We start from the raw sequence: 24,063 nt of genomic DNA, 5'->3' as shown, positions 1-24,063 counted from the left end.
CAGAAAGTAGATGGCCGGCAGATCTGTGCCGACAAGTCAGACTCTGTAAATGACTGGCTGCGGATCATAACGAACAGAAAACAGCGGAAAACGTGGAAAGGAGGACTGTCTGTGAAGAAGAATAAAAAATATGCGTTGACGGCCGCAGCCCTCGCACTGACTGCCATACATGCCATGATGTCATTCGCTGCGGACGGGACGTGGACACTCACGGATGCCGGGTATACGTTCACATATTCGGACGGAAGAGCGGCGCGCGGCACCTGGGAGGATCTTGACGGTGAGTGGTATCATTTTGATCAAAACGGGATCATGGAGACGGGATGGAGAACGGTCGGAAACATCCGTTACCACTTTAATACGGATGGTTCCCTCTCGGAGGGCTGGCAGTACGACGGTCCGGGCGGCGGAAACTGGTACTATTATGATCCTTCGGGAAATGCGATGATCCAGTGGTTTCAGGATAAGGGAAAGTGGTACTGGTTCGATGCGGACGGAACGATGAATCAGGAGGCTGTTCGCACGATCCGGGGAAAGACTTATGCGTTTCGTCCGGACGGGAGCATGCGCGTAAATGAATATGCCGGATTTTCCTATATTGACTATGACGGACAGCCGGATCCGGCCGGGGATATCCGGGCAGTGAACGCGGATGGGACGAAAAAAGATGTGAGCCCGGAGGAAGAAAACATGATTGCCGGATTTATCAATGCGTTCCCGGATGGGTGGAGAAAGAAATTCCGCGATGACGGCTGGAGGTTTGTGTATGACCCGTCCGGCGGGGAATACAGGGGTTTTAAAGATAAGAGAGGAAACCCGCTGTATTCCTGTTTTTATTCCCTCGACGAGAAGAAAAAGGAACTGCGTTTTTCAAAGCCGGATGCGGTGAAGGACGGATTCGGGGCATATATCTATGAAAATTCCGGGGATGAGATGAAAAAAGACCAGTTCCCGAAAGCTGCGCGATACCGCTTTGACGAGATCTCGGAGGCGACGGGACTTCCGGAAGGTGCGAGAAGAGAATATGACGTGATCTTCGGAGCACTGTTTCGTGTATACCAGGATCCGGATGCCTGGGAAAAACTGAAAGGTAAGTCCACGGATATCGCCTGGACGATCGAGCGGATCGCGGTGAACCGGTCGGCGGAGGGAAGGCTGGACCTGGAATAAAAAGCTGAAAAGAACATATGTACGCCGAAATCATGATTCCGCTTGACGGATTCCATACAATCTGTTACTATACACATATAACAAATGGAATACAGTGATACCGGGGCTGTTTGCGCGGTCCCGGTATCAAAAATCTAAAACAAAGACGGTGATAGAATGGTATTGAAGATTGATTTTGACAGTGAGGAGGCGCTCTACACCCAGCTCTGCAACCAGATCATCTGCGGCATTGCGATGGATGTGCTTCACGACGGGGACAGCCTTCCGTCGGTCAGACAGCTTGCAGATGAGATCGGAATTAACATGCATACAGTCAATAAGGCATATGCTGTATTGAAACAGGAAGGCTTCCTGCGTCTGGACCGCAGACGCGGGGCCGTGATCGCCCTGGATATGGATAAATTGCGGACGATGGAGGAGATGAAAAATGATCTTGCGCTGATCGTGGCGCGCGGGATCTGCAAAAACGTCGGCAGAGACGAGATCCACAACCTTGTGGACCAGATCTATGATGAGTTCGGCGGACAGGCATAAAGGAGGAACATTCATGCTTTGTGAACATTGCAAAAAACGGGAAGCGACCGTAAAATACGTGGAAGTCATCAACGGCGTGAAGACCGAGCACAACCTCTGTACCCAGTGTGCCGCCCATGCGGACCTCGGACAGTTTTCCGCACTCTTTGAGGGAGAGTTCCCGTTGGGAAAACTTCTCTCAGGACTCCTTGGAACCCAGGAGACGGAGGAAGAGGATGAAAAATATTCCGGCGTCGTATGCCCGACCTGCGGAACAACGTATGAGGAATTTGTAAAGGACAGCCGGTTTGGATGCCCGGACTGCTACAGTGTTTTTGATCCGCTGATCAGCGACCACATCCGCCATCTTCAGGGTAGCGAAAAACATGTCGGAAAACATCCGGCAGGATTTCAGCCGGATCCGGCGGTGATCGGAGAAGCTGCCGGACCGGGAGAGGATCCGGTGAATATCCCGGAACTTTCAAAAGAGGAAAAGATCCGCCTGATGGAAGCGAGATTAAAAGACGCGGTGCGCCGGGAAGAGTACGAGGAGGCCGCGAAGCTCAGAGATGAGATCCGGGCGTTAAAAGAGGAGAAACAGAATGGATAAATGGTATGAGATGCCTGGAAAGACAGGCACAAATGTGATCTACAGCCGGATCCGTCTGGTTCGAAACCTGAAAGAGTACCCGTTCCCCGGGCGTCTCACAAAGGAACAGAGTGTGGAGCTTTCAGAGAAACTTCTCGGCGGACTCACCGGTATCGCCTCCATGGACCGGATGCAGTACCGGTTTACACACCTGGAACGAATGGGAGATCTGGAAAAGACTGCACTTTTAGAGCGGCGGGCTTTAAATCGCAGCGTGATGAAGAAAAAAGATCCGACGGGGATGATCCTGTCGGAGGATGAGTCCACGGCGATCCTCTTAAACGGGGATGACCATGTGCGGATCCAGATGCTGCAGACGGGGCTGACTCTGGACCGGCTTTACGAAAAGGCGGACCGGATCGATGATTACATCGGAGAACGGTTTGACTATGCGTTTGATGAAAAATACGGATATCTGACCTCGTTCCCGACAAATGTGGGGACGGGACTCCGGGCAGCAGTGGTCCTTCATCTGCCGATGCTGTCGAAAAACAAAAATTTCAGCAGCCTGGTAGCGGATATGGGCCGTTTTGGGACCCAGGTCCGCGGCGTTTACGGCGAAGGCGTGGAAAACTTCGGTTCCCTGTACCAGATCTCGAACCAGAAGACTCTGGGTCAGACAGAACAGGAGATCATTGATATCGTGCGAAAGGCGGCGCTGGAGCTGGATGCCCAGGAACGCCGGATGCGCCGGGAATACCGCCAGAGAAAGCCGGTGCAGGCAGCGGATGAATGCTATAAATCGTACGGAGTCTTAAAATATGCGAGACGCCTGACGAGAAAGGACGGAATGGAATTTCTGTCCCAGATCATGACTGGGATCACAGACGGGATCCTGACGGTGAAGGAGCCATGTTCCGTTTACGGACTGATGATCGGGATCCAGCCTGCAAATCTTCTGAGTCTGGCAGACCGTCCGCTCGATAAAGATGAGCTGGATGCTGCGAGAGCGGAATTTTTGAGAAAACGGCTGCCGGAAATTATAGAGCCGGAGGCATGATCTCCGGAAGAAAAGATAGAAAATCGCAACTGTTCAGCAGGTTTGTGCCTGCGCCTGTAAGGGCACTGAACGGCTGCAGAAAATCAGAAATGACCGAAAAAACCAGGACACCGGTCGGTGCGGGGTCTGCGGATATTTCTGATCGATCAGGAGGAAAGAAAACAGATGGCACAATATACGGAAAAAGCCCAGGAGGCGCTCGTTCTTGCCGGTGAAGCGGCGGAGGATATGGGGTCCCATGTGATCGGGACGGAGCACATCCTGGTGGGGCTCATTGAGGAGGGAAGCGGAACCGCTGCCATGGTCCTCGAGGCCAATGAGGTGAAGCTCGACAGACTGCTCGCTCTTGTGGAGCAGCTTGTCTCTTCCTATCAGAACACAGCCACCAAAGAACGCGATGGCTACACGCCGAGCGCGAGACATGTGCTGGAAAACAGCTATAAAGAGGCGGTGAGGTTCCATGCGCCGTTAATCGGGACGGAACACATCCTGATGGCGTTACTGAAAGAATCGGACTGTGTGGCGGTCCGCCTGTTAAATACACTGAATATCAACATCCAGAAGGTCTATATCGATCTTTTATCCGCGATGGGAGAGGATGGAAACGCAGGAAAAGAGGAACTGGCTCAGGGACGCCAGCCGCGGGGCGGACAGAGTGCGACTCCGACGCTTGACGCGTACAGCCGCGATCTCACGGTTCTCGCAAAAGAGGGAAAACTGGATCCGGTCATCGGCAGGGAGAAGGAGATCCGCCGCGTGATCCAGATCCTGAGCAGAAGAACGAAGAATAACCCGTGTCTGATCGGAGAACCGGGCGTCGGAAAGACAGCCGTGATCGAAGGTCTCGCGCAGCTCATCGCTTCCGGTGATGTTCCGGACACGATCCGCGGAAAACGCGTGGTGATCCTGGATCTCTCCGGAATGGTTGCGGGATCCAAATACCGCGGCGAGTTCGAGGAGCGGATCAAAAATGTGATCAGTGAGGTGACCGAGGCGGAGAATGTCCTGCTCTTTATCGATGAGATCCACACGATCATCGGTGCAGGCGGAGCGGAAGGCGCACTGGATGCGTCGAATATCTTAAAACCGTCCCTTGCCCGCGGTGAGATCCAGCTGATCGGCGCGACGACGATCGAGGAATACCGAAAATATAGCGAAAAAGACGCGGCTCTGGAGCGCAGGTTCCAGCCGGTGACTGTGGAGGAGCCGACGGAGGACGAGGCGGTCCAGATCTTAAAGGGACTCCGCCCGAAATATGAGGAGCATCATCATGTGACGATCACAGATGCGGCGTTAAAGGCAGCAGTCCGCCTTTCTGCCCGCTACATCAATGACCGGTTCCTGCCGGACAAGGCGATCGATGTAGTCGATGAGGCGGCCTCCAAGACGAGACTCACGGTCTATGTGGAGCCGAAGGGCATCAAGACACTCGAGGAGGACATCAGAAAGCTCGAGAAAGAGAAAGAGGACGCGATTCGCAGCGAGGCATACGAGCTCGCCGGTGAGATCAAGAAGAAACAGGCTTCGAAGCGGGAGAAGATCCGCAAGATGAAGGAAAAGTGGGAGAGTGAGAAGGAGAGCAGGCAGCTGACTGTGGACGAGAACGACATTGCGGATGTGATCTCCGGATGGACAAAGATCCCGGTGAGCAAGCTCGCAGAGGGAGAGACAGAACGTCTCTTAAAACTGGAATCCATTCTCCATGAGCGCGTGGTCGGACAGGATGAGGCGGTTGTTGCCGTCGCGAAGGCGATCCGTCGCGGAAGAGTCGGATTGAAAGACCCGAAGCGCCCGATCGGCTCCTTCTTATTCCTCGGACCGACCGGAGTCGGAAAGACGGAGCTCTGCAAAGCACTTGCGGAGGCAATGTTCGGAACGGAAAATGCCTTGATCCGCGTTGATATGTCGGAGTATATGGAGAAACACAGTGTTTCCAAGATGATCGGATCCCCGCCAGGATATGTCGGATACGAGGGAGGCGGACAGTTAAGCGAAAAAGTCCGCAGAAATCCGTATTCCGTGATCCTTTTTGATGAGGTGGAGAAAGCCCATCCGGATGTGTTCAATATCCTTCTGCAGGTGCTGGATGACGGTCATATCACGGATTCCCAGGGCCATAAGATTGATTTCAAGAATACGGTCATCATCATGACATCCAATGCCGGTGCTGAGAACATCATCGCGCCGAAGCAGCTTGGATTCATGTCCCAGGACGATGAGAAAGTGCGCTATCAGCGCATGAAGACCGGAGTCATGGACGAGGTGAAACGGATGTTCAAGCCGGAATTCTTAAACAGGATCGATGATACGATCGTGTTCCACCCGCTGACGAAGGATCACATGAAGGAGATCGTGACGATCCTCTTAAATATCCTCGAAAAGCGGACAAAGAGCCAGATGTCTATCCGCTTAAATGCCGGTGATGACGTGAAGGAATACCTTGTCGAGAAAGGATACGATGAGAAATATGGCGCGAGACCGTTGAAGCGCACGATCCAGAATCTCATTGAAGATAAGCTCGCGGAGCTCGTCCTGGAAGGAAAAGTCCGGGAGGGAGATTCCGTGAAGATCACCTGTAAGGACGGAGAACTGAAATTTTCTGCAAGACATCCACAAACTGCTGGAAAAACTTCCGCCAGTGTGGTAAAATCATAGGCACGACGATGCAGTGATGACCTGGTCCGGTAATCAGATCCCTGCAGCATTTACAACAGTGAAGGGGAGAAATCCCTCTGTTGAAATACACAAAAGGAGAGTAAGCATTATGTCAGTAATCAACGAACTGATCCGTACAGAGGCAAACGGGACATTAAGTTTCGGAAACTACAGCCTCGCAGCAAAATCTAAAGTAGAAGACTTCGAGCACGAAGGTGATCTTTATAAAGTTAAGACGTTTAAGGAAATCACAAAGTTAGAGAGAAACGGAATGTTCGTTTATGAGTCTGTTCCGGGAACTGCTGTAAAGGATTTTGCAGTGACCGATACAACAGTGACATTCAAAGTCGAAGGATTTGAGGATGCCCAGATCACAGTACAGTTAGAGGATGACTGCGAGTATGAGGTTTTCGAGGACGGCGTTGGCGTCGGCGGTATGAAGACAAATATGAGCGGTAAACTGAGCCTTTCTGTTGAACTTAATGAGGGCAGAGAAATAGAGGTCAAGATCGTTCGCAAGTAAATAGGAAAATCAGAAATCACTGTCCGGACAGGATATGGACGGCAGTATCACAGAGCGCTCCGGGGATACACTTCGGAGCGTTTCCTGTACAGGGAGAATATCGTGGCAAAAGCAAGAAATACAGCTTTTTTCTGTAAAGAGTGCGGCTATGAGTCCGCAAAATGGCTCGGACAATGTCCGGTGTGCAAGGAATGGAATACATTTGTCGAGGAACCGGTTGCCCAGACGAAAAAAGCGCCGGCCGGACAGATCAATGCGGTCGGAGCCGGAAAGACGGCGGTCCCGGTCCACATCTCGGAGATTTCTTTGGAGGAGCAGGACAGGACGCCTACGGGCTTTGGAGAGCTTGACAGAGTTCTTGGAAGCGGGATCGTAAAGGGAAGCCTTGTGCTGGTCGGAGGAGATCCGGGAATCGGGAAATCGACGCTGCTTTTACAGGTCTGCAGAAACCTTGCAGAGGCCGGAAAACGGGTCCTCTATATTTCCGGAGAGGAATCGTTAAAGCAGATCAAGATGCGTGCGAACCGCATCGGGGAGATTTCGGGAGATCTTCTGTTTTTATGCGAGACAAATCTCGACACGATCCACAGCGCGATCGAGCGCGCAAAGCCGGATGTGGTGATCATCGACTCGATCCAGACAATGTTCCGGGAAGATATCTCGTCGGCACCTGGAAGCGTGAGCCAGGTCCGGGAATCGACAAATCTCCTGATGCAGATCGCAAAGGGATACGGGATCACGATCTTTATCGTCGGCCATGTGACGAAAGAGGGCGTTGTCGCGGGACCGCGTGTGCTGGAACATATGGTGGATACGGTCCTCTACTTTGAGGGAGACCGGAATGACGCATACCGGGTCCTCAGGGCGGTAAAAAACCGTTTCGGGTCCACGAACGAGATCGGTGTGTTTGAGATGGAAGAAAAAGGACTTTCTGAGGTGCTAAATCCGTCGGAGATGCTGATCTCCGGGCGTCCGAAGGAAGCGTCTGGGGCGGTGGTAGCCTGTTCATTGGAGGGAACGCGACCGATCCTCCTGGAGGTCCAGGCGCTCGTGACAGCGACGAATTTCGGAATGGCAAGACGGACGGCGAACGGCGTCGATTACAACCGGATCAACATTTTACTCGCGATCCTGGAAAAGCGATGCGGGTATGCGATGAGCCGGTATGACGCCTATGTGAATATCGCGGGCGGAATGAAGATGAACGAACCGGCGCTGGATCTCGCCGTTGTGATGGCGCTTGTGTCGAGCTTTAAGAACCGGGAGGTGGATCCGGGGATGCTGATCTTCGGGGAAGTCGGTCTTTCCGGCGAAGTCCGCGGAGTCTCCCAGGCGGCCCAGCGTGTGTCGGAGGCGATCAAGATGGGCTTTACAAGCTGTCTGCTCCCGAAATCAAATCTGGAGAAGTTGAAGGATGAGAAACGGATCAGACTGATCGGGGTGGAGAATGTGAGAGAGGCGATCCAGCTGATCTGATCGGAAAAGTACGGAGGATGCGGTAATGCTTTGAGCGGAAAAGGATCGGTCTGCAGGTTGGCATAAGGCAGCTGACTTTTTTCGCTCGGAGTGCCGGATACAAAAATATAAGAAATTTTCAAATTAGTGTTGACAATTAAAACATTTCATGCTATTATAATGGAGCATTAAGTGATGCGCAACAAAATATAGGGGAATAGTTCAATGGTAGAGCAGCGGTCTCCAAAACCGTAGATGGGGGTTCGAGCCCCTCTTCCCCTGCTTCTGATGTACCGGAAAAATTATTTTTCCGGTTATTTTTTTATCCTGAAAGAGGTGCGGGATCTGAATGAAGAATTTATCGGAGCAATTCACAAAGAAACGCCGGCGCATCCAGGGCGCCGCATGGCGGAGACTGGACAACACGGCAAAACTTTTTGCGGCGGTGTCCGGAGAAGATCTGAGCAGTGTATTCCGGATCTCGGCGAATCTGAAGGAGGCGGTGGATCAGGAACTTCTCCACAGAGCCTTGCTCCTGACACTCCCGGAATTTGAAAATTTCCGGGTGAAGCTTCGAAAGGGATTTTTCTGGTACTATTTTGAGACGAACGACCGGGATCCTGTGATCGAGAAAGAGCAGAGCGCACCGTGCCGGTTTATCGATCCACATCGTGCGGCGAGATTTCCGTTTCGTGTCAGCTACTTCGGAAACCGCATCAATTTTGAGGTTTTCCACGGGCTGACAGACGGACTCGGAGCTCTCCGGTTTGCCTCGCGGCTGACGGAGCATTATCTGGAGTTAAAGAAAAATCTTCCGGTTATCACGGAAGAAAAAGAATTTTCTCCATTAAAAGAGGATGATTATCTCCGCTATTACAGAAAATTACCGAAACGCCACTATGAGAGCGAACCGGCACTTCAGGTAAGTGGGGAATTTCTTCCGTTTGACCAGATGGGGGTCTTAAAAGGAACACTGCAGGTCGCGGATCTAAAAGCGCAGTGCCGGAAATACGGGGTCAGTATCACAAAATACCTGGCAGCAGCACATCTATGGTCTGTCATCCGGACAGAGACGGACGGGAAGAACCTGAAAAAACCGGCAGCGCTCAATCTTCCGGTCAATCTGCGGAGCTTTTTTGACTCGGAGACGCTCGCAAATTTTTTTGCGGTAGTCAATATCTCCTGGCCGAAAGGCAGGGCGCCGGAGAACTTCCGGGAGGTCCTCACAAACGTCAGTCGTCAGATGGACGAACAGATCGTGAAGGAGCGACTGGAGGAGACGATCTCCTACAATGTATCCAACGAGAAAAAGTGGTATGTGAGGGCGATCCCTCTGTTTATCAAGCATCTGGCGATGGAACTGATCTTCCTTCGCACAAGCCGCGCCCATACGATGACCTTTTCCAACATCGGCCCTGCAAAGATCCGGGAAGATCTGAGAGAGGATGTTGAGGATTTTGAACTTCTCGTCGGTGCATCTCCGAAGCAGCGGATGAAATGCGGGGCGGTAGCTTACGATGGAAAGCTCTGCCTGGCGTTTACGAGTGCAATGGCAGAGAATCGTCTGCCGGAAGTGTTTTTCTGTTTCCTGGAAGATCAGGGGATCCCGGTGGAGCAGGAGAGTAACGGGATCACAGACCGGGAACATGATAAAGGACGGTATCCGGTGATCGCACAGGACCGCAGAAAGATCAAAAAGGCTGTCCGGATGTTTTATCTTTCGCTGGTATTCGTTTCGGTCCTTGCGGGGATTGTAAATCTTGCAACCTACCGGCAGATCCCGTTTAAATGGTCACTCCTGACCGCGGGCGCCGCTGCCTATGTGGCGATGACATTAAAATTTTCCGTGATGCGCCATGCAAGTCTTTCCGGGATCCTTGTCAGGCAGTGTCTGGGGATCCAGGCGATCCTGCTTCTGATCGACACGCTGACGGGACTGCATGGCTGGTCGGTGGACTATGCGATCCCGTGCGTTGTCTTATTTGAAGTGGCGGCGATCCTGCTCATGATGCTCGTGAACCGACTGAACTGGCAGAGCTATTTTATGTACCAGATCGCGATCACGGTTTTAAGCTTTATCCCGCTGATCTTCTGGAAGATCGGCTGGACGAGGCATCCGCTGCTCACAGTGCTTTCTGTGGTGATCTCGGTGGCAGCGCTTCTTGCCACGGTGCTGCTCGGGGACAGGAGTGTGAAACGGGAATTGCGGCGGAGATTTCATGTGTGATAGATGAGGAAAAGGAACAGACAGGAAAGGAATGAAACATGAGCCGAAAAGAAGTCAGCATGATCGGGAATCTGACCAGGGATATGATGAGAGATGTCATGGAGACATCTTTAAAAAAGCCGATCCAGACCGGAGAATTCCGAAAGAATCCGGTGGAACCGGCATGGCGGTGCCCGAATGATTATATCTATGAACTGATCCCGACAGGGAAATTTGTGATGGAATATTTAAAGCCGAAGCAGGCGGTCACTGGGCGGGTGATCCTGCAGCTCCACGGCGGCGGATATATCGGTCCGATGAAGAACATTTACCGGCGGTTTGCGGGTAAATATTCGGAACTGGGGTTCGGGGCGGATGTCCTGACTCCTGACTACCGGGTCGCACCGGAGCATCCGTTTCCGGCGGCACTCGAGGATGCAGTCTATGCCTACAAATGGCTTTTAAATGAAAAAAAATACGATCCGGAACAGATCGTGGTTGCCGGAGATTCCGCGGGAGGCGGACTTGCCCTCGCGCTCTGTCTCTACGCAAAGGATCATGCGCTTCCGCTCCCGGCTGGGATCATCACGATGTCCCCTTGGACGGATGTGACGCTCAGCGGGGCTTCGTATGAGGAGAATTATACGATCGACCCATTGTTTGGAAATTCGAAAGAAAATATGCTCTACCAGTGCAGCTATATCGGGGATGCTGATCCGAAGGACCCGTATCTGTCCCCACTGTTTGGAAATTTTGAGGGCTTTCCTCCGATGCTCATGCAGGTGGGCTCCTATGAGGTCCTTCTTGATGACACGCGGGAAGCTGCGAAGAAAGCGAGAGCAGAGGGCGTAAAAGTCCGCTGTTCCGTCTACGACGGCATGTTCCACGTCTTCCAGATGGGACTCGACCTGATCCCGGAGAGCCGCGAGGCTTGGGAAGAGGTCGGAGAGTACCTGCGGATCGTTTACCGGATCCACAGGGATCAGGAAGGAAAGGTCGTAAAGAAGGTAAAGACGAGGCGGAAAGATACGGAGGAGCGGGCGAAACTGAATTTGCTGGCTTTTTTGAAGAGAGAATTGAAATAATGATATTTACAGGGAAGGTCGCTTAACCGAAAGGGGAGAGCGGCCTTTTTATGACATGAAATGCGAACTGCCGGAAAATGCTGACTTATAAAATCCGGCTCTTTTCCTTGCGTTTTTTTTCTGCACCTCGTATAATAAAAATTAACGGTTTTATAACAAAAACTGATAAAACAAATTGGAGGGAAACAAATGAGTCTCGAAAAATTTTTCCATCTCAAGGAAAACAACACGACTGTTAAGACCGAGATCATGGCCGGTGTGACGTCATTTATGACGATGGCGTATATCCTGGCGGTAAACCCGAACATCCTCGCAGCGGCGGGAATGGATCACGGCGCGGTCTTCACGGCGACAGCGGTGGCATCCTTCATCGGAACACTCTGTATGGCACTCTTTGCGAACTACCCATTCGCTCTGGCACCTGGAATGGGTCTGAACGCGTACTTTGCCTACACGGTCGTTCTCGGAATGGGGTATTCCTGGGAAGTTGCCCTTGCGGCAGTTCTCGCAGAAGGTATCATCTTCATTATCCTTTCCTGCTTTAACATCAGGGAAGCGATCTTCAACGCGATTCCGTTCAACTTAAAGAAAGCGGTCAGCGTCGGAATCGGACTTTTTATCACATTCCTCGGTCTCCAGAACGCGAAGATCGTGATCGGAAGCTCCACGCTCGTCAGCCTGTTCTCCATCAGCGGATATAACAGCACACTTGCGGACGGACTCACAGCATCCATGAGCGATGCCGGGATCACGGTTCTTCTTGCAATCTTCGGAGTCCTGATCACAGGAATCCTGATCGTGAAGAATGTGAAGGGAAATATCCTCTGGGGAATCCTGATCACCTGGATCCTCGGTATCATCTGCCAGTTTGCCGGCGTGTATGTTCCGAATCCGGATCTCGGTTTCTACAACCTGCTCCCGGATTTCTCAAACGGAATTTCGATCCCGAGCCTGGCACCGATCATGTTCAAGTTCAGCTTAAAGGGCGTACCGGTCCTGGAGTTCATCGTGATCGTGTTCGCGTTCCTCTTTGTTGACCTCTTTGATACACTCGGAACGCTCATCGGTGTATCTGCGAAGGCAGACATGCTGGACGCTGACGGAAAGCTCCCGAGGATCAAGGGCGCGCTCCTTGCGGATGCAGTCGGAACAACCTGCGGCGCATGTCTTGGTACTTCCACAGTCACAACGTTCGTGGAGAGTGCTTCCGGCGTAACTGAGGGCGGAAGAACAGGACTTACATCCCTGACAACAGCGGTTCTATTCCTGTTATCCCTGCTCCTGTCCCCGATCTTTTTAGCGATCCCGTCCTTCGCGACAGCTCCGGCTCTGATCACCGTAGGTTTCTACATGATCGGCTCCGTATCTGAGATCGATTTCAAGGATCCGGCAGACGGAATCCCTGCATTCCTCTGCATCATCGCGATGCCGTTCTTCTACAGCATCTCCGAGGGAATCTCCATGGGAGTTATCTCTTATGTTGTAATGAACCTCTTCGCAGGAAAGAAGGAGAAGATCACTCCGGTCATGTACATCCTGGCCGTGCTCTTTATCTTAAAGTACATTCTGATGTAATAACATCATAGACAACTCACAAAAAGCCGGATATATAGATGGATAAAAAACGCCATTTATGTATTCGGCTTTCGGTTACTATGCATTTGCAGAAACTTGCTGATAAGGAGTTCCTGCAGATTAAGACATCAGACAACTACCTGCCTTTTCTGTGACAAATGACAAAAATTGTCATAAACTTAACAAAAAGATGGTGACATCTGTCGATTGACGCTCAACTCCGGATATGGTATAAATGTATAATCGTAGGCAGTATGGAAACATTTTCGAACCATTTCATATATTGGAATGTTCGAAGCCATTGCTGTTCACGTTTCGCAAAAAGGGTTTATGGAATCAGGTATTTGACATCTGTGGGTTTAACAAAAAGGAGTTTGAGAAATATGATGAAACAGAAAAAAGTAAAATTTGCGTCTGCAGACGAGGCAAAGGAGTTTGTGAGCATTGCCAGCGGCTGTGATTTTGATGTGAATGTATTTTATAACCGTATGATCATTGATGCGAAGTCTCTTCTCGGAGTACTGAGTCTTGATCTTACAAAGATCCTCACCGTTGAGTTCGACGGCGAGAACACACCGTTCGAGGAGTTCCTCGAGAGAAAGAATCCGATGCACGCGGTAGCGTAACGGATCGAAGAAAAAACGAAGAGGCAGCGGCTGTACAAAAATGTATGGCTGGCTGCTTTTTTTGTGCGTTGGAAAGCTCATTTGTGCCAGAACGGAGTATGCTGCAGGCAGCTGCACCCGGCGAGCGTCCTGTGGAGAACAGCTGCGATCCGCAGTGTTTACAGTTTTGTTCTGGAATGTTATACTTGCAAAAGACATGAAATATGGAAACATCAGCAGCGATTCAGAGCCTGCAGTTCTGGTATTTTCTGCGGACGGCGTAGGAGATGTGCATATTTGATTTACGAAAATGAAAGGGAGCGCATGTGATGAGCGAGGAAAATAAAAGATCGATCCGGATCTCGGTCCGGAATCTGGTGGAGTTTGTTCTGCGCTCCGGAGATATCGACAACCGAAGGTCCGGGAACGCCCAGAAGGATGCGATGCTGGCCGGGGGACGGATCCACAGGAAGATCCAGAAACGGATGGGATCCGGATACCGGGCGGAGGTCCCGCTGAAACATGAAGTCACGGATGACGAGCAGGAGATCGTTCTTTCGGTGGAAGGCCGGGCGGACGGGATCTTCACGGAAAACGGGATCACGGTGATCGACGAGATCAAGGGCATGTATACGGATGTTGCGAGACTGGAAGCACCGATCGAAGTCCACCTCGCCCAGGCAATGTGCTACGGTTATTTCTACTGCTGCGACAAGGATCTGGACGGGATCCGCCTGCAGCTCACCTACTGCAATCTGGAGACGGAGGAGATCCGGCGGTTTCAGACCGACCGCTCAAAGGAAGAGTTGGAACAGTGGTTTTCGGGCGTGGTCCATGAATATTTTAAATGGGCGAGATATCTCTACCACCATGAGCTGACCCGCGACGCATCGATCCGGAATCTGGAATTCCCATACCCGTACCGGGAGGGACAGAGAGACCTTGTGGTGTCTGTCTACCGCACGATCAGCCGGAAAAAGCGGCTGTTCATCCAGGCACCGACCGGGATCGGAAAGACGCTCTCCACGGTGTTCCCTGCGGTCCGCGCGATCGGGGAGGGAAAAGGCGATAAGCTGTTTTATCTGACCGCAAAGACGGTAACGAGGACGGTCGCTGAGGAAGCACTCCGGATCCTCCGGGGAAAGGGACTGATCTTTACTTCTGTGACGATCACAGCGAAGGAAAAGCTCTGCCCGCTGGAAAACTGCGAGTGCAATCCGGATGCATGCCCGTATGCGAAGGGACATTTTGACCGGGTGAACGAGGCTGTCTTTGACATCCTGCATCTGGAACAGGAGATGACGAGGGAGAAAATCCTGGAATATGCCGAAAAATATAAGGTATGCCCGTTTGAATACTGCCTTGATATTTCAAGCTGGACGGACGGGATCATCTGCGATTACAACTACGTGTTTGACCCGAATGTGCGCCTGAAAAGGTATTTTGCGGACGGGCAGACGGGGGAATATCTGTTCCTTGTGGACGAGGCGCATAATCTCGTCTCGCGGGCGCGGGAGATGTACAGTGCTGAGTTAAAAAAGGAAGATATTCTCACGGTAAAGCGCCTGACAAAGGGCAAAGCTCCGAAGCTTACGAAGGATCTCGAGAAATGCAATCAGGTGATGCTTGTGATGAAGCGGGAATGCGAGACATGGCAGCTCTTATCGGATGTGACATCCCTGGCGGCAGCGGCGATGGCGGTCTTTTCGGATATGGAGACATTTCTGGAGGATTTCCCGGATTTTGAAGGGCGGGACGAGGTCCTTGACTTTTATTTTGGACTCCGGGATTTCCTGAATGTCTATGAGCTTCTGGACGATCATTACCGGATCTACGCGGAAAATATGGGCGTTTCTTCCTTTAAAGTGCGGCTGTTCTGCGTGGATCCGTCCTCGAATCTTTCACTCTGCATGGCACAGGGGAACAGCACGATCCTGTTCTCGGCGACGATGCTGCCGATCCGGTATTACAAGACATTGCTCTCCGGAAATGAGGATGATTACGCGGTCTATGCGAACTCCCCGTTTGCGGAAGAGAAGCGGCTTCTCATGGTGGCGACGGATGTCAGCAGCCGGTATTCGAGGCGGAGTGCGAGTGAATACCGGAAGGTTGCGGAGTATATCCGGGAGGTTGTCCGGTCGAAGAACGGAAATTATATGGTGTTCTTTCCTTCCTACCAGTATATGGAGCAGGTCGAACAGGCTGTGGAGGAGCTGGATTTTCCGGCAGATCTTCTGGTGCAGGGACAGGGAATGAAGGAGCAGGAACGACAGGAATTTCTGGAAGAATTTGAGAAGAAACGGAATCATTCGCTGGCGGCCTTCTGCGTGATGGGCGGCGTGTTCTCGGAAGGAATTGATCTGAAGGAGGAACGTCTCATCGGCGCTGTGATCGTCGGAACGGGGCTTCCGATGGTCTGTGTGGAGCAGGAAGTCCTGCGCGGATATTTCGAGGAGAAAGAGGAGGCGGGCTTTGATTTTGCCTACCAGTATCCGGGGATGAATAAGGTTCTGCAGGCGGCAGGGCGCGTGATCCGGACCACGGAGGATGAGGGGATCATCCTGCTCCTCGATGACCGGTTCTTAAAGAGAGAATATCTGGAACTGTTTCCGAGAGAGTGGGAACATTTTCAGATGGTGAACCGGGGAAACGTGGGACAGTGCATGGAGGATTTCTGGGAGAGCAGAAAGTAAAAGAAAAAAGAGCCATGTCCGGCATGTAGTTGCGCGGGACATGACTCTTTTTGGCTTAATCCTACAGCATATCCATAAACTGCTTTGCAGCCTGGGAGACCGGAAGGTTCTCGTTGTGGACAACGACGAGCTGGCGGACCGGGAGAGTCTCGGAGAGCTTTAGGATAAAGAGCTGTTTTTCGTCCTCCGGGATACAGAAATCCGGGACGAAGGCGATCCCGAGGCCGATCCTTGCGAGGTCGATCAGAAGGTCGTTGCTGCTGAGCTCGATCTCCGGGACCAGGTCGAGATGGGATTTCTGGAACATGGAGTGTAAAAACTCGCTGGTTGTACTCTTGCGGTCGAGCATCATGATCGGATAATCGAGAAGCTCGGCGAGTGTGAAGGTCTTATCCTGCAGCGGGAAGTGCTCGGCGCTTGCGACGAAGACATCGCGGAATTCGCGGATGGCACGGACGCTGTGGGTGTTTAAGAGACCGGAGTTCGGGTAGTTTGTGATGATGAAATCTACCTGGCCGTTCTCTAAAATGTGGGCGCACTCGATCGAGGTGGAGTTTGTCACTTTGATGTGGACGTTCGGGTAGAGCTTGTGGAATTTATTTAAGTACGGGACCAGGAAATAGCGGCAGATCGTGTCGCTGGCGGCGATACGGAGCTGGCCGCCGTTTAAGGTGTTTGCCTCTAAGAGCTGGGTCTCGCCTTTGTGGATCAGGTTCATCGCCGGTTCGATATGTTTAAATAAGATATCGCCTTCCGGGGTGAGCTGGACGCGTTTTGTGCTTCGGATGAAGAGGGTCTGGCCGAGCTTTTTCTCCAGGACCTTGACGGACTGGCTGACCGCGGACTGGGAGATGTAGAGGCATTTGGAGGCCTCGGAGAAGCTCAGGGTTTTTGCGACGTAGTAAAATACTTTATATAATTCGTAGTTGATATCCATTATTAGTCCTCCTAATGAAACAAGGTTATTTTATCATAGAATGGGGGATTTGAAAAGGGGGAAAACAAAAATTGGTTGGCGGGCGGTGAGCATCCGGCCAGGAGTGCTGGGGATGCGGGGACGGTTCCTCTAAGCTTGCGGGAGACTGCTAAGGGCGGAGAACAGCGGACACAACTCGCTTCGCTCAAACAAGTGTCCGCTGTTCTCCAACGCAGTCACCCGCGAGCTAAGAGGAAGCCAGATCCCCGGATCATGCACTCCTGTCCGGACGCTCACCGCCGGCGGCGGTATTGCTGGTGTTAGATGGGAGGCTGTAGGAAATTGGTGACGGCGGGAACTTAGGCGTAAAGAGAAAATGATGGTATTTCAGTGTATGTGCGTGGAATGTTTTTGCACGGCAATATAGATTGAAAATTCTAGGAGAGAATTAAATTATATCAGCCTGGCGTGAACGGTTTTTTCTTTACTATGGAAGTCAGGGAAAAAATATGGTATGCTTACAGGGAACATGGAATTTTTGATATGTTTATATTTTTATCAATAGAAGAACGGAGAGAAGATCATGGCAGAGAAAATGAGATATGGCAGTAATGAGAATGAGAGTGGGAATGTTGATGACGAGTTCAACAATGCGAATGAGGAGCTGAATCCGGAAGATATTTACCGTGTATATATGGAAGAGATCGCGGCGATCCCGCCGTGCAGTGAGGAGGAGAATGAGAAGCTGCTCGGGGAGATCCGGAGTGGGAATAAGGCGGCGAGGGAGCGTCTGATCGAGGGTAATCTGAAAAATGCGCTGTTTTTTGTTCAGGATTATATCAATAAGGGCGTCCCGATGGCGGATCTGATCCAGGAGGCGAGTATGGAGCTGATGATGCTGGCGGATGAAGGCTTTGAGGGGAGCTTTGAGAAGCTTTTAGAGAGCCGGATTCGTGTCCGCATGGAGGAGATCATCAACGACCAGAAGAAGGAGACGGATATCGAGGAGGAGATGCTGGCGCGCGTCAATGTTCTCCAGGAGGTTTCAAAGTCCATGGCGGAGGAGCTTGGGCGTGAGGCGAAGCTTTCGGAGCTTGCGGAGCGCATGAAGATGACGGAGGACGAGGTCCGGGAGATCATGAAGGTGACAATGGATGCGCTCAGCATGAGCAAGATCAATCAGGATCTGCAGAGTTAATAATTTGCGGTGATACAGGATGGAAAAGAGTTCATCGCTGTGGGAGTATGCTGGATGTGACAACTGATAAGCATAAGTAATAAAATAAATTAGATATATTAACTTTACTAATCACACAAATCTGTGCTATGATAATGGAAAATGGATTGCTCCGCACGAGGTGGCGCTGCAGTCATGAAAAATAACAACCATCGGACAAAGCCGTTTTCCAGGAGGAGAGACTATGAGCGTAAAGCGCGTGTTTGTTGAGAAGAAACCGGAATATGCAATCAAGGCGAGAGAGCTTCGCGAGGAGATCGAGAGCTACCTTGACATTACAGAGGTAACGGGCGTTCGTGTACTGGTCCGCTACGATATTGAAAATATTTCTGAGGATGTATATAAAGAGGCACTCGGAACGATTTTTTCCGAGCCGCCGGTCGATGAGGTGTTCGAGGAGACATTCCCGCATGGCGCGGACGACGTGGTATTCTCCGTCGAGTATCTGCCGGGGCAGTTCGACCAGAGAGCTGATTCTGCGGAGCAGTGTGTAAAGTTATTAAATGAGAATGAGGAGCCGGTGATCCGCTCCGCAATGACTTATGTGATCTCCGGAAAGCTTTCCGCTGAGGAGATCGCTGCGATCAAGTCCTTCTGTATCAACCCGGTGGACTCCAGAGAGGCGTCCGAGGAGATCCCGGAGACACTTGTGACCGTGTTTGATGTGCCGGAGGATGTTGCGATCTTTGACGGTTTTAAAGATATGGATGAGGCGGCTTTAAAGGAACTCTACAGCTCCTTAAATCTCGCAATGACCTTCAAGGATTTCCTTCACATCCAGAATTACTATAAGAACGAGGAGAAGAGAGATCCGTCTGTGACAGAGATCCGTGTGCTCGATACATACTGGTCCGATCACTGCCGTCATACGACATTCTCCACAGAGCTGAAAAATGTGACATTCACAGACGGCGACTACAAAAAGCCGATCGAGGACACTTATAACCAGTATCTTGCGGATCATAAAGAGATCTACAAAGGCCGCGACGACAAGTTTGTCTGCCTGATGGACCTTGCGATCATGGGCATGAAAAAGCTCCGCAAAGAGGGCAAACTTGAAGATCTCGAGGTTTCTGATGAGATCAATGCCTGCTCCATCGTTGTTCCGGTCGAGATCGACGGAAAGACAGAAGAGTGGCTTGTAAACTTCAAGAATGAGACTCACAACCATCCGACCGAGATCGAGCCGTTCGGCGGCGCTGCGACATGCCTCGGTGGTGCGATCCGTGATCCGCTTTCCGGACGTACTTATGTATACCAGGCAATGCGCATCACAGGTGCGGCAGATCCGACAAAACCGTTAAATGAGACATTAAAGGGAAAACTCCCGCAGAGAAAGATTGTCACAGAGGCTGCCCATGGATACAGCTCCTACGGAAACCAGATCGGACTTGCGACCGGTTATGTAAAAGAGCTTTACCATCCGGGATATGTTGCAAAGAGAATGGAGATCGGTGCCGTTATGGCAGCAGCTCCGAGAAAGAACGTCATCCGTGAGACATCCGATCCGGGCGATGTGATCATCTTACTTGGCGGACGTACCGGACGTGACGGTATCGGTGGTGCGACAGGTTCTTCCAAGGTGCACACAGAGGCATCCATCGAGGTCTGCGGCGCTGAGGTCCAGAAAGGTAATGCCCCGACTGAGAGAAAGATCCAGAGAATGTTCCGCCGTCCGGAAGTTTCCAGACTGATCAAGAAGTGCAACGACTTCGGCGCAGGCGGAGTTTCCGTAGCAATCGGTGAGCTCGCAGACGGACTTCTGATCGACCTTGACAAGGTTCCGAAGAAGTATGCAGGTCTTGACGGAACAGAACTTGCGATTTCCGAGTCCCAGGAGAGAATGGCAGTTGTCGTTGACCCGAAAGATGTTGACGCATTCTTAGGCTACGCAGAGGAAGAGAACCTTGAGGCGGTAACGGTTGCGACAGTTACCGAGAGCCCGAGACTCGTTCTCACATGGCGCGGAAAGACCATCGTTGATTTAAGCCGTGCGTTCCTTGATACGAACGGTGCTCACCAGGAGACAGACGTGACCCTGGAAGTTCCGAACCACGAGGGAACCCCGTTTGAAAAGAAAGAAGTGGGAGATGTTAAGGAAAAATGGCTGAAGATGCTCGGCTCCTTAAATGTATGCTCCCAGAAAGGTCTCGTTGAGATGTTCGACTCCTCCATCGGCGCATCTACCGTTATGATGCCGTATGGCGGTAAATATCAGCAGACCGAGATCCAGACCATGGTTGCAAAGCTTCCGGTCCTCGAAGGAAAGTGCGACGCTGTGACCATGATGAGCTACGGCTTCGATCCGTATCTCTCCAGCTGGAGCCCGTACCACGGCGCGATCTATGCGGTCCTCACATCCGTTGCGAAGATCGCGGCAGCAGGCGGCGATTATAAGAAGATCCGCTTCACATTCCAGGAGTACTTCCGCAGAATGAGCAGCGAGCCGACAAGATGGAGCCAGCCGTTCGCAGCACTTCTCGGTGCTTACAACGCACAGCTCGGCTTCGGGCTTCCGTCCATCGGCGGAAAGGACAGCATGTCCGGAACCTTCGATGAGGAGAGCGGAAAGGAGATCGACGTTCCGCCGACACTCGTCTCCTTCGCAGTTGACGTGGCGAACGCAAAGAACATGATCTCTCCGGAATTCAAGAAAGCCGGAAACAAGATCGTTGTATTTGAAATCAAGAAAGATTCCTATGATCTTCCGGATTACGCGCAGATCATGGATGGTTATGATAAACTTCATGAGGACATCAAGGCAGGCCGCGTGATCTCCGCTTATGCCGCTGAGGCGAACGGTATCGCAGAGGCTGTCAGCAAGATGGCATTCGGCAACCACTTAGGCGTAAAGATCGAGCATGACGTGGATCCGAGAGATTTCTTCGCACCGGCATGGGGCGACATCGTATGCGAGGTTCCGGCTGATAAGGTCGGCGAGCTTCAGATGAGCTACCGTGTGATCGGTGAGGTTACCGACAAGGCAGCCTTCGAGTACGGCAATGTCTCCATCACGCTCGATGAGGCATTAAAGACATGGGATGCGACTCTTGAGGATGTATTCCCGACCGAGAGCGGCGTGAAGAAGGAAGAAGTTAAGAACGAAGTATTTAAGGCAGACAACATCGTGATCTGTGACCACAAGATCGGAACTCCGACCGTATTCATTCCGGTATTCCCGGGTACAAACTGTGAGTATGACAGTGCAAAGGCATTTGAGCGCGCCGGAGCGAATGTCATCACGAAGGTATTTAAGAACATGAGCGCCGAGGATATCCGTGATTCTGTCGAGACTTACAGAAAATCCATCGGGCAGGCGCAGATCGTCATGTTCCCGGGCGGATTCTCCGCAGGCGATGAGCCGGAAGGTTCCGCGAAGTTCTTTGCTACCGCGTTCCGCAACGAGGTATTAAAGGACGAGATCATGAAGCTCTTAAATGAGCGTGACGGACTCATGCTCGGTATCTGCAACGGCTTCCAGGCACTCATCAAGCTCGGACTCGTTCCGGAAGGAAAGATCGTAGAGCAGAAGCCGGATTCTCCGACCCTGACCTACAACACGATCGGACGTCATGTTTCCAAGATGGTGAACTTAAAGGTTGTCTCCAACAAGTCCCCGTGGCTTGCTGAGGCAAAGCTCGGCGGTATCTACACGAACCCGGTATCCCACGGTGAGGGACGTTTCGTAGCTCCGAAGGAGTGGATCGACAAGCTCTTTGCAAACGGACAGGTTGCGACCCAGTATGTGGATCTTAACGGCAATCCGACGATGGATGAGTACTGGAACCCGAACGGCTCCTTCATGGCGATCGAAGGTATCACAAGTCCGGATGGACGTGTATACGGCAAGATGGGTCACGCAGAGAGACGCGGCGACTTTGTTGCAAAGAACATCACCGGAGAACAGGATCTGAAGCTGTTTGAGAGCGGTGTGAAGTACTTTAAATAATTGAAATACTGATACTTTGAATGCCCCGGGGGATGCGTACTCCGGGGCATTTGCTGTGTTGCTGTTTCCTGCCGCATCACCGCGGTGACTTAGTTAGTTGACAGAAACCAGAGTGCGTACTAAACTGAAGATATCCGTGGCTGGCGGACAGAATGGCCGAATGAAGACTGCTTCGCAGGACAGTTTCCTGCGGAAAGTTCAGGAGGCAGCCGCGAAACCATGATGACAAAATTGAATTTTGGGGGTATCTGATATGGCATGCACAACAATCCTGGTAGGAAAAAACGCATCATATGACGGTTCAACGATGATCGCGCGAAACGATGACTCCGGTTCCGGACATTTCACGGCGAAGAAATTCGTGGTGATCCATCCGGAGGAGCAGCCGAAGGTATACAAGTCAGTCCTTTCCCATGTGGAGATCGAGCTTCCGGGCGACCCGATGAAATTTACGGCAGTCCCGAATGCGATCAAAGGAAAGGGGATCTGGGCGGCGAGCGGCGTCAATGAGAAGAACGTGGGAATGACAGCGACGGAGACGATCACATCGAACGCCCGCGTGCTCGGCGCAGATCCGCTTGTAAAATATCAGCCGGCGGAGGACGGAAAAGAGGAAACTGCCGGCGGGATCGGTGAGGAAGACCTTGTATACATCACACTTCCGTACATCAGCAGTGCGAGAGAGGGCGTGATCCGCCTCGGAAGTCTCCTGGAGAAGTACGGGACTTATGAGATGAACGGCATCGCTTTTCAGGATGCGGGTGAAATCTGGTGGCTCGAGACGATCGGCGGCCATCACTGGATCGCAAAGCGTGTTCCGGATGACCGGTATGTGGTGATGCCGAACCAGTTCGGTATCGATGAGTTTGACTTAAACGATGCGTTCTCTGAGCAGAAGGAGCATATGTGTTCTTCGGACCTTCGTGAATTTATCGCAGAGAACCATCTGGACCTCTCTTTAAACGGCGGAAATGGCAGTCATTTTGATGCGAGAGCTGCGTTTGGAAGCCACAGTGATTCCGATCACATCTACAATACTCCGAGGGCATGGTTCATGTGCCGCTACTTTAACCCGCATACAAAGAAGTGGGATGGACCGGATGCGGACTATACGCCGGAGTCCGATGATATCCCGTGGAGCATGGTGCCGGAGAAGAAGGTGACAGTCGAGGATGTCAAATATGCACTTTCCTCCCATTTCCAGGGAACTCCGTTCGACCCGTATGCGAAGAGCGGGGACGGCCTCCAGAAGGGTAAATACCGCGCGATCGGGATCAACCGCAACGATTTCCTGGCTCTGATCCAGATGCGCCCGGACGTTCCGGCAAACTGCCAGGCAGTCCAGTGGCTTGCATTCGCGTCCAACGCGTTCAATACGCTGGTCCCATTCTATGCGGCTGTTGACGAGACTCCGGAATACCTTGCGAACACCACAAAGGAAGTTTCCACAGAGAATTTCTACTGGTCGGCAAGAATGATCGCCGCGATGGCGGACGCATCTTTTGCGAAATCTGCGATCCACATCGAGCGCTACCAGAATGCGGTCCAGGCGAAAGGACATGCCCTGCTCCGCAAGTATGACGCCGAGGCTGCAAAGATCACGGATCCGGCGGAGAGCAGAAGACTTCTGGAGAAAGCGAACCGTGAGATCGCAAAGATGTTAAAGGAAGAGACGGGGAATACCCTGGATCATGTGCTCTTTGAGCTCAGCAATTCCATGAAGAACGCGTTTTCAAGATCTGACGCATAACAAGTTCAGGCCGAACGCATGTGAGACTTGACGCGTAATTCCGGCCGGTGGAAGCTGATAAATTCTTCTCAGAACGAGACCT

The 24,063-nt window shown here is 51.8% G+C and carries 16 protein-coding genes and 1 tRNA gene; 16 read left to right on the top strand and 1 reads right to left on the bottom strand.

What is annotated here, in order from left to right; all coding sequences use genetic code 11:
* The first annotated feature begins 111 nt into the window (after window positions 1-111).
* From FN001_RS09855 to FN001_RS09795, 13 genes are all read left to right on the top strand, one after another.
* Window positions 112-1,170: an N-acetylmuramoyl-L-alanine amidase family protein gene (locus FN001_RS09855; protein ID WP_142411691.1), complete on the top strand. Its 1,059-nt coding sequence runs from the start codon at window positions 112-114 to the stop codon at window positions 1,168-1,170.
* 156 nt (window positions 1,171-1,326) lie between these two features.
* Entirely contained in the window at window positions 1,327-1,704 is a 378-nt protein-coding gene (locus FN001_RS09850; protein ID WP_118298427.1) for a GntR family transcriptional regulator, read from the top strand.
* 13 nt (window positions 1,705-1,717) lie between these two features.
* Window positions 1,718-2,293: a UvrB/UvrC motif-containing protein gene (locus tag FN001_RS09845; protein ID WP_118529727.1), complete on the top strand. Its 576-nt coding sequence runs from the start codon at window positions 1,718-1,720 to the stop codon at window positions 2,291-2,293.
* The gene (locus tag FN001_RS09840) at window positions 2,286-3,332 is read left to right on the top strand and encodes an ATP--guanido phosphotransferase (protein WP_142411690.1); all 1,047 of its coding nucleotides are present in this window, start codon (window positions 2,286-2,288) and stop codon (window positions 3,330-3,332) included. The genes FN001_RS09845 and FN001_RS09840 overlap by 8 nt, the downstream gene beginning before the upstream one ends.
* A gap of 165 nt (window positions 3,333-3,497) precedes the next feature.
* Complete coding sequence (locus tag FN001_RS09835) at window positions 3,498-5,987, top strand: ATP-dependent Clp protease ATP-binding subunit (RefSeq protein ID WP_142411689.1); 2,490 nt, start codon at window positions 3,498-3,500, stop codon at window positions 5,985-5,987.
* 109 nt (window positions 5,988-6,096) lie between these two features.
* On the top strand, window positions 6,097-6,510 hold the full coding sequence (locus FN001_RS09830; RefSeq protein ID WP_142411688.1) for an endosialidase: 414 nt from the start codon (window positions 6,097-6,099) through the stop codon (window positions 6,508-6,510).
* A 102-nt stretch (window positions 6,511-6,612) separates the two neighbouring features.
* Window positions 6,613-7,986 carry a DNA repair protein RadA gene (gene radA, locus FN001_RS09825; RefSeq protein WP_142411687.1) on the top strand — a complete coding sequence of 458 codons (1,374 nt, stop codon included), beginning with the start codon at window positions 6,613-6,615 and terminating at the stop codon, window positions 7,984-7,986.
* 190 nt (window positions 7,987-8,176) lie between these two features.
* Window positions 8,177-8,247 (top strand) — tRNA-Trp (locus FN001_RS09820).
* A 67-nt stretch (window positions 8,248-8,314) separates the two neighbouring features.
* Entirely contained in the window at window positions 8,315-10,192 is a 1,878-nt protein-coding gene (locus FN001_RS09815) for a DUF6320 domain-containing protein (protein ID WP_142411686.1), read from the top strand.
* A 38-nt stretch (window positions 10,193-10,230) separates the two neighbouring features.
* Window positions 10,231-11,256, top strand: a complete 1,026-nt coding sequence (locus FN001_RS09810) for an alpha/beta hydrolase (protein ID WP_142411685.1) — start codon at window positions 10,231-10,233, stop codon at window positions 11,254-11,256.
* Between the two features lie 189 nt (window positions 11,257-11,445).
* Window positions 11,446-12,831 (top strand): NCS2 family permease, encoded by a 1,386-nt coding sequence (locus tag FN001_RS09805; RefSeq protein WP_118322084.1) that lies wholly within the window; start codon window positions 11,446-11,448, stop codon window positions 12,829-12,831.
* 383 nt (window positions 12,832-13,214) lie between these two features.
* Window positions 13,215-13,457 (top strand): HPr family phosphocarrier protein, encoded by a 243-nt coding sequence (locus tag FN001_RS09800; RefSeq protein ID WP_486463503.1) that lies wholly within the window; start codon window positions 13,215-13,217, stop codon window positions 13,455-13,457.
* A 308-nt stretch (window positions 13,458-13,765) separates the two neighbouring features.
* Window positions 13,766-16,129 (top strand): ATP-dependent DNA helicase, encoded by a 2,364-nt coding sequence (locus FN001_RS09795; RefSeq protein WP_142411684.1) that lies wholly within the window; start codon window positions 13,766-13,768, stop codon window positions 16,127-16,129.
* A gap of 61 nt (window positions 16,130-16,190) precedes the next feature.
* On the opposite strand, the gene FN001_RS09790 is transcribed toward FN001_RS09795, so the two are convergent.
* Window positions 16,191-17,066 (bottom strand): LysR family transcriptional regulator, encoded by an 876-nt coding sequence (locus FN001_RS09790; RefSeq protein WP_142411683.1) that lies wholly within the window; start codon window positions 17,064-17,066, stop codon window positions 16,191-16,193.
* Window positions 17,067-17,628: 562 nt separating this feature from the next.
* On the opposite strand from FN001_RS09790, the gene FN001_RS09785 reads away from it, so the two are divergent.
* The 3 genes from FN001_RS09785 to FN001_RS09775 all read left to right on the top strand — a co-directional run bounded on the left by FN001_RS09785 (window position 17,629) and on the right by FN001_RS09775 (window position 23,981).
* Window positions 17,629-18,243, top strand: a complete 615-nt coding sequence (locus FN001_RS09785) for a sigma-70 domain-containing protein (RefSeq protein WP_118298438.1) — start codon at window positions 17,629-17,631, stop codon at window positions 18,241-18,243.
* Between the two features lie 223 nt (window positions 18,244-18,466).
* Window positions 18,467-22,231, top strand: coding sequence for a phosphoribosylformylglycinamidine synthase (locus FN001_RS09780; RefSeq protein ID WP_142411682.1), 3,765 nt, complete (start codon window positions 18,467-18,469; stop codon window positions 22,229-22,231).
* A 253-nt stretch (window positions 22,232-22,484) separates the two neighbouring features.
* Window positions 22,485-23,981, top strand: coding sequence for a C69 family dipeptidase (locus FN001_RS09775; RefSeq protein WP_142411681.1), 1,497 nt, complete (start codon window positions 22,485-22,487; stop codon window positions 23,979-23,981).
* Window positions 23,982-24,063 lie beyond the last annotated feature (82 nt).

Origin of the sequence: Clostridium sp. Marseille-P7770, assembly GCF_902143525.1 — a bacterium.
Lineage (GTDB): Bacteria > Bacillota > Clostridia > Lachnospirales > Lachnospiraceae > Pilosibacter.
Note: the sequence above shows the minus strand (reverse complement) of the source record. Positions and strands in the feature narration are given on the sequence as shown.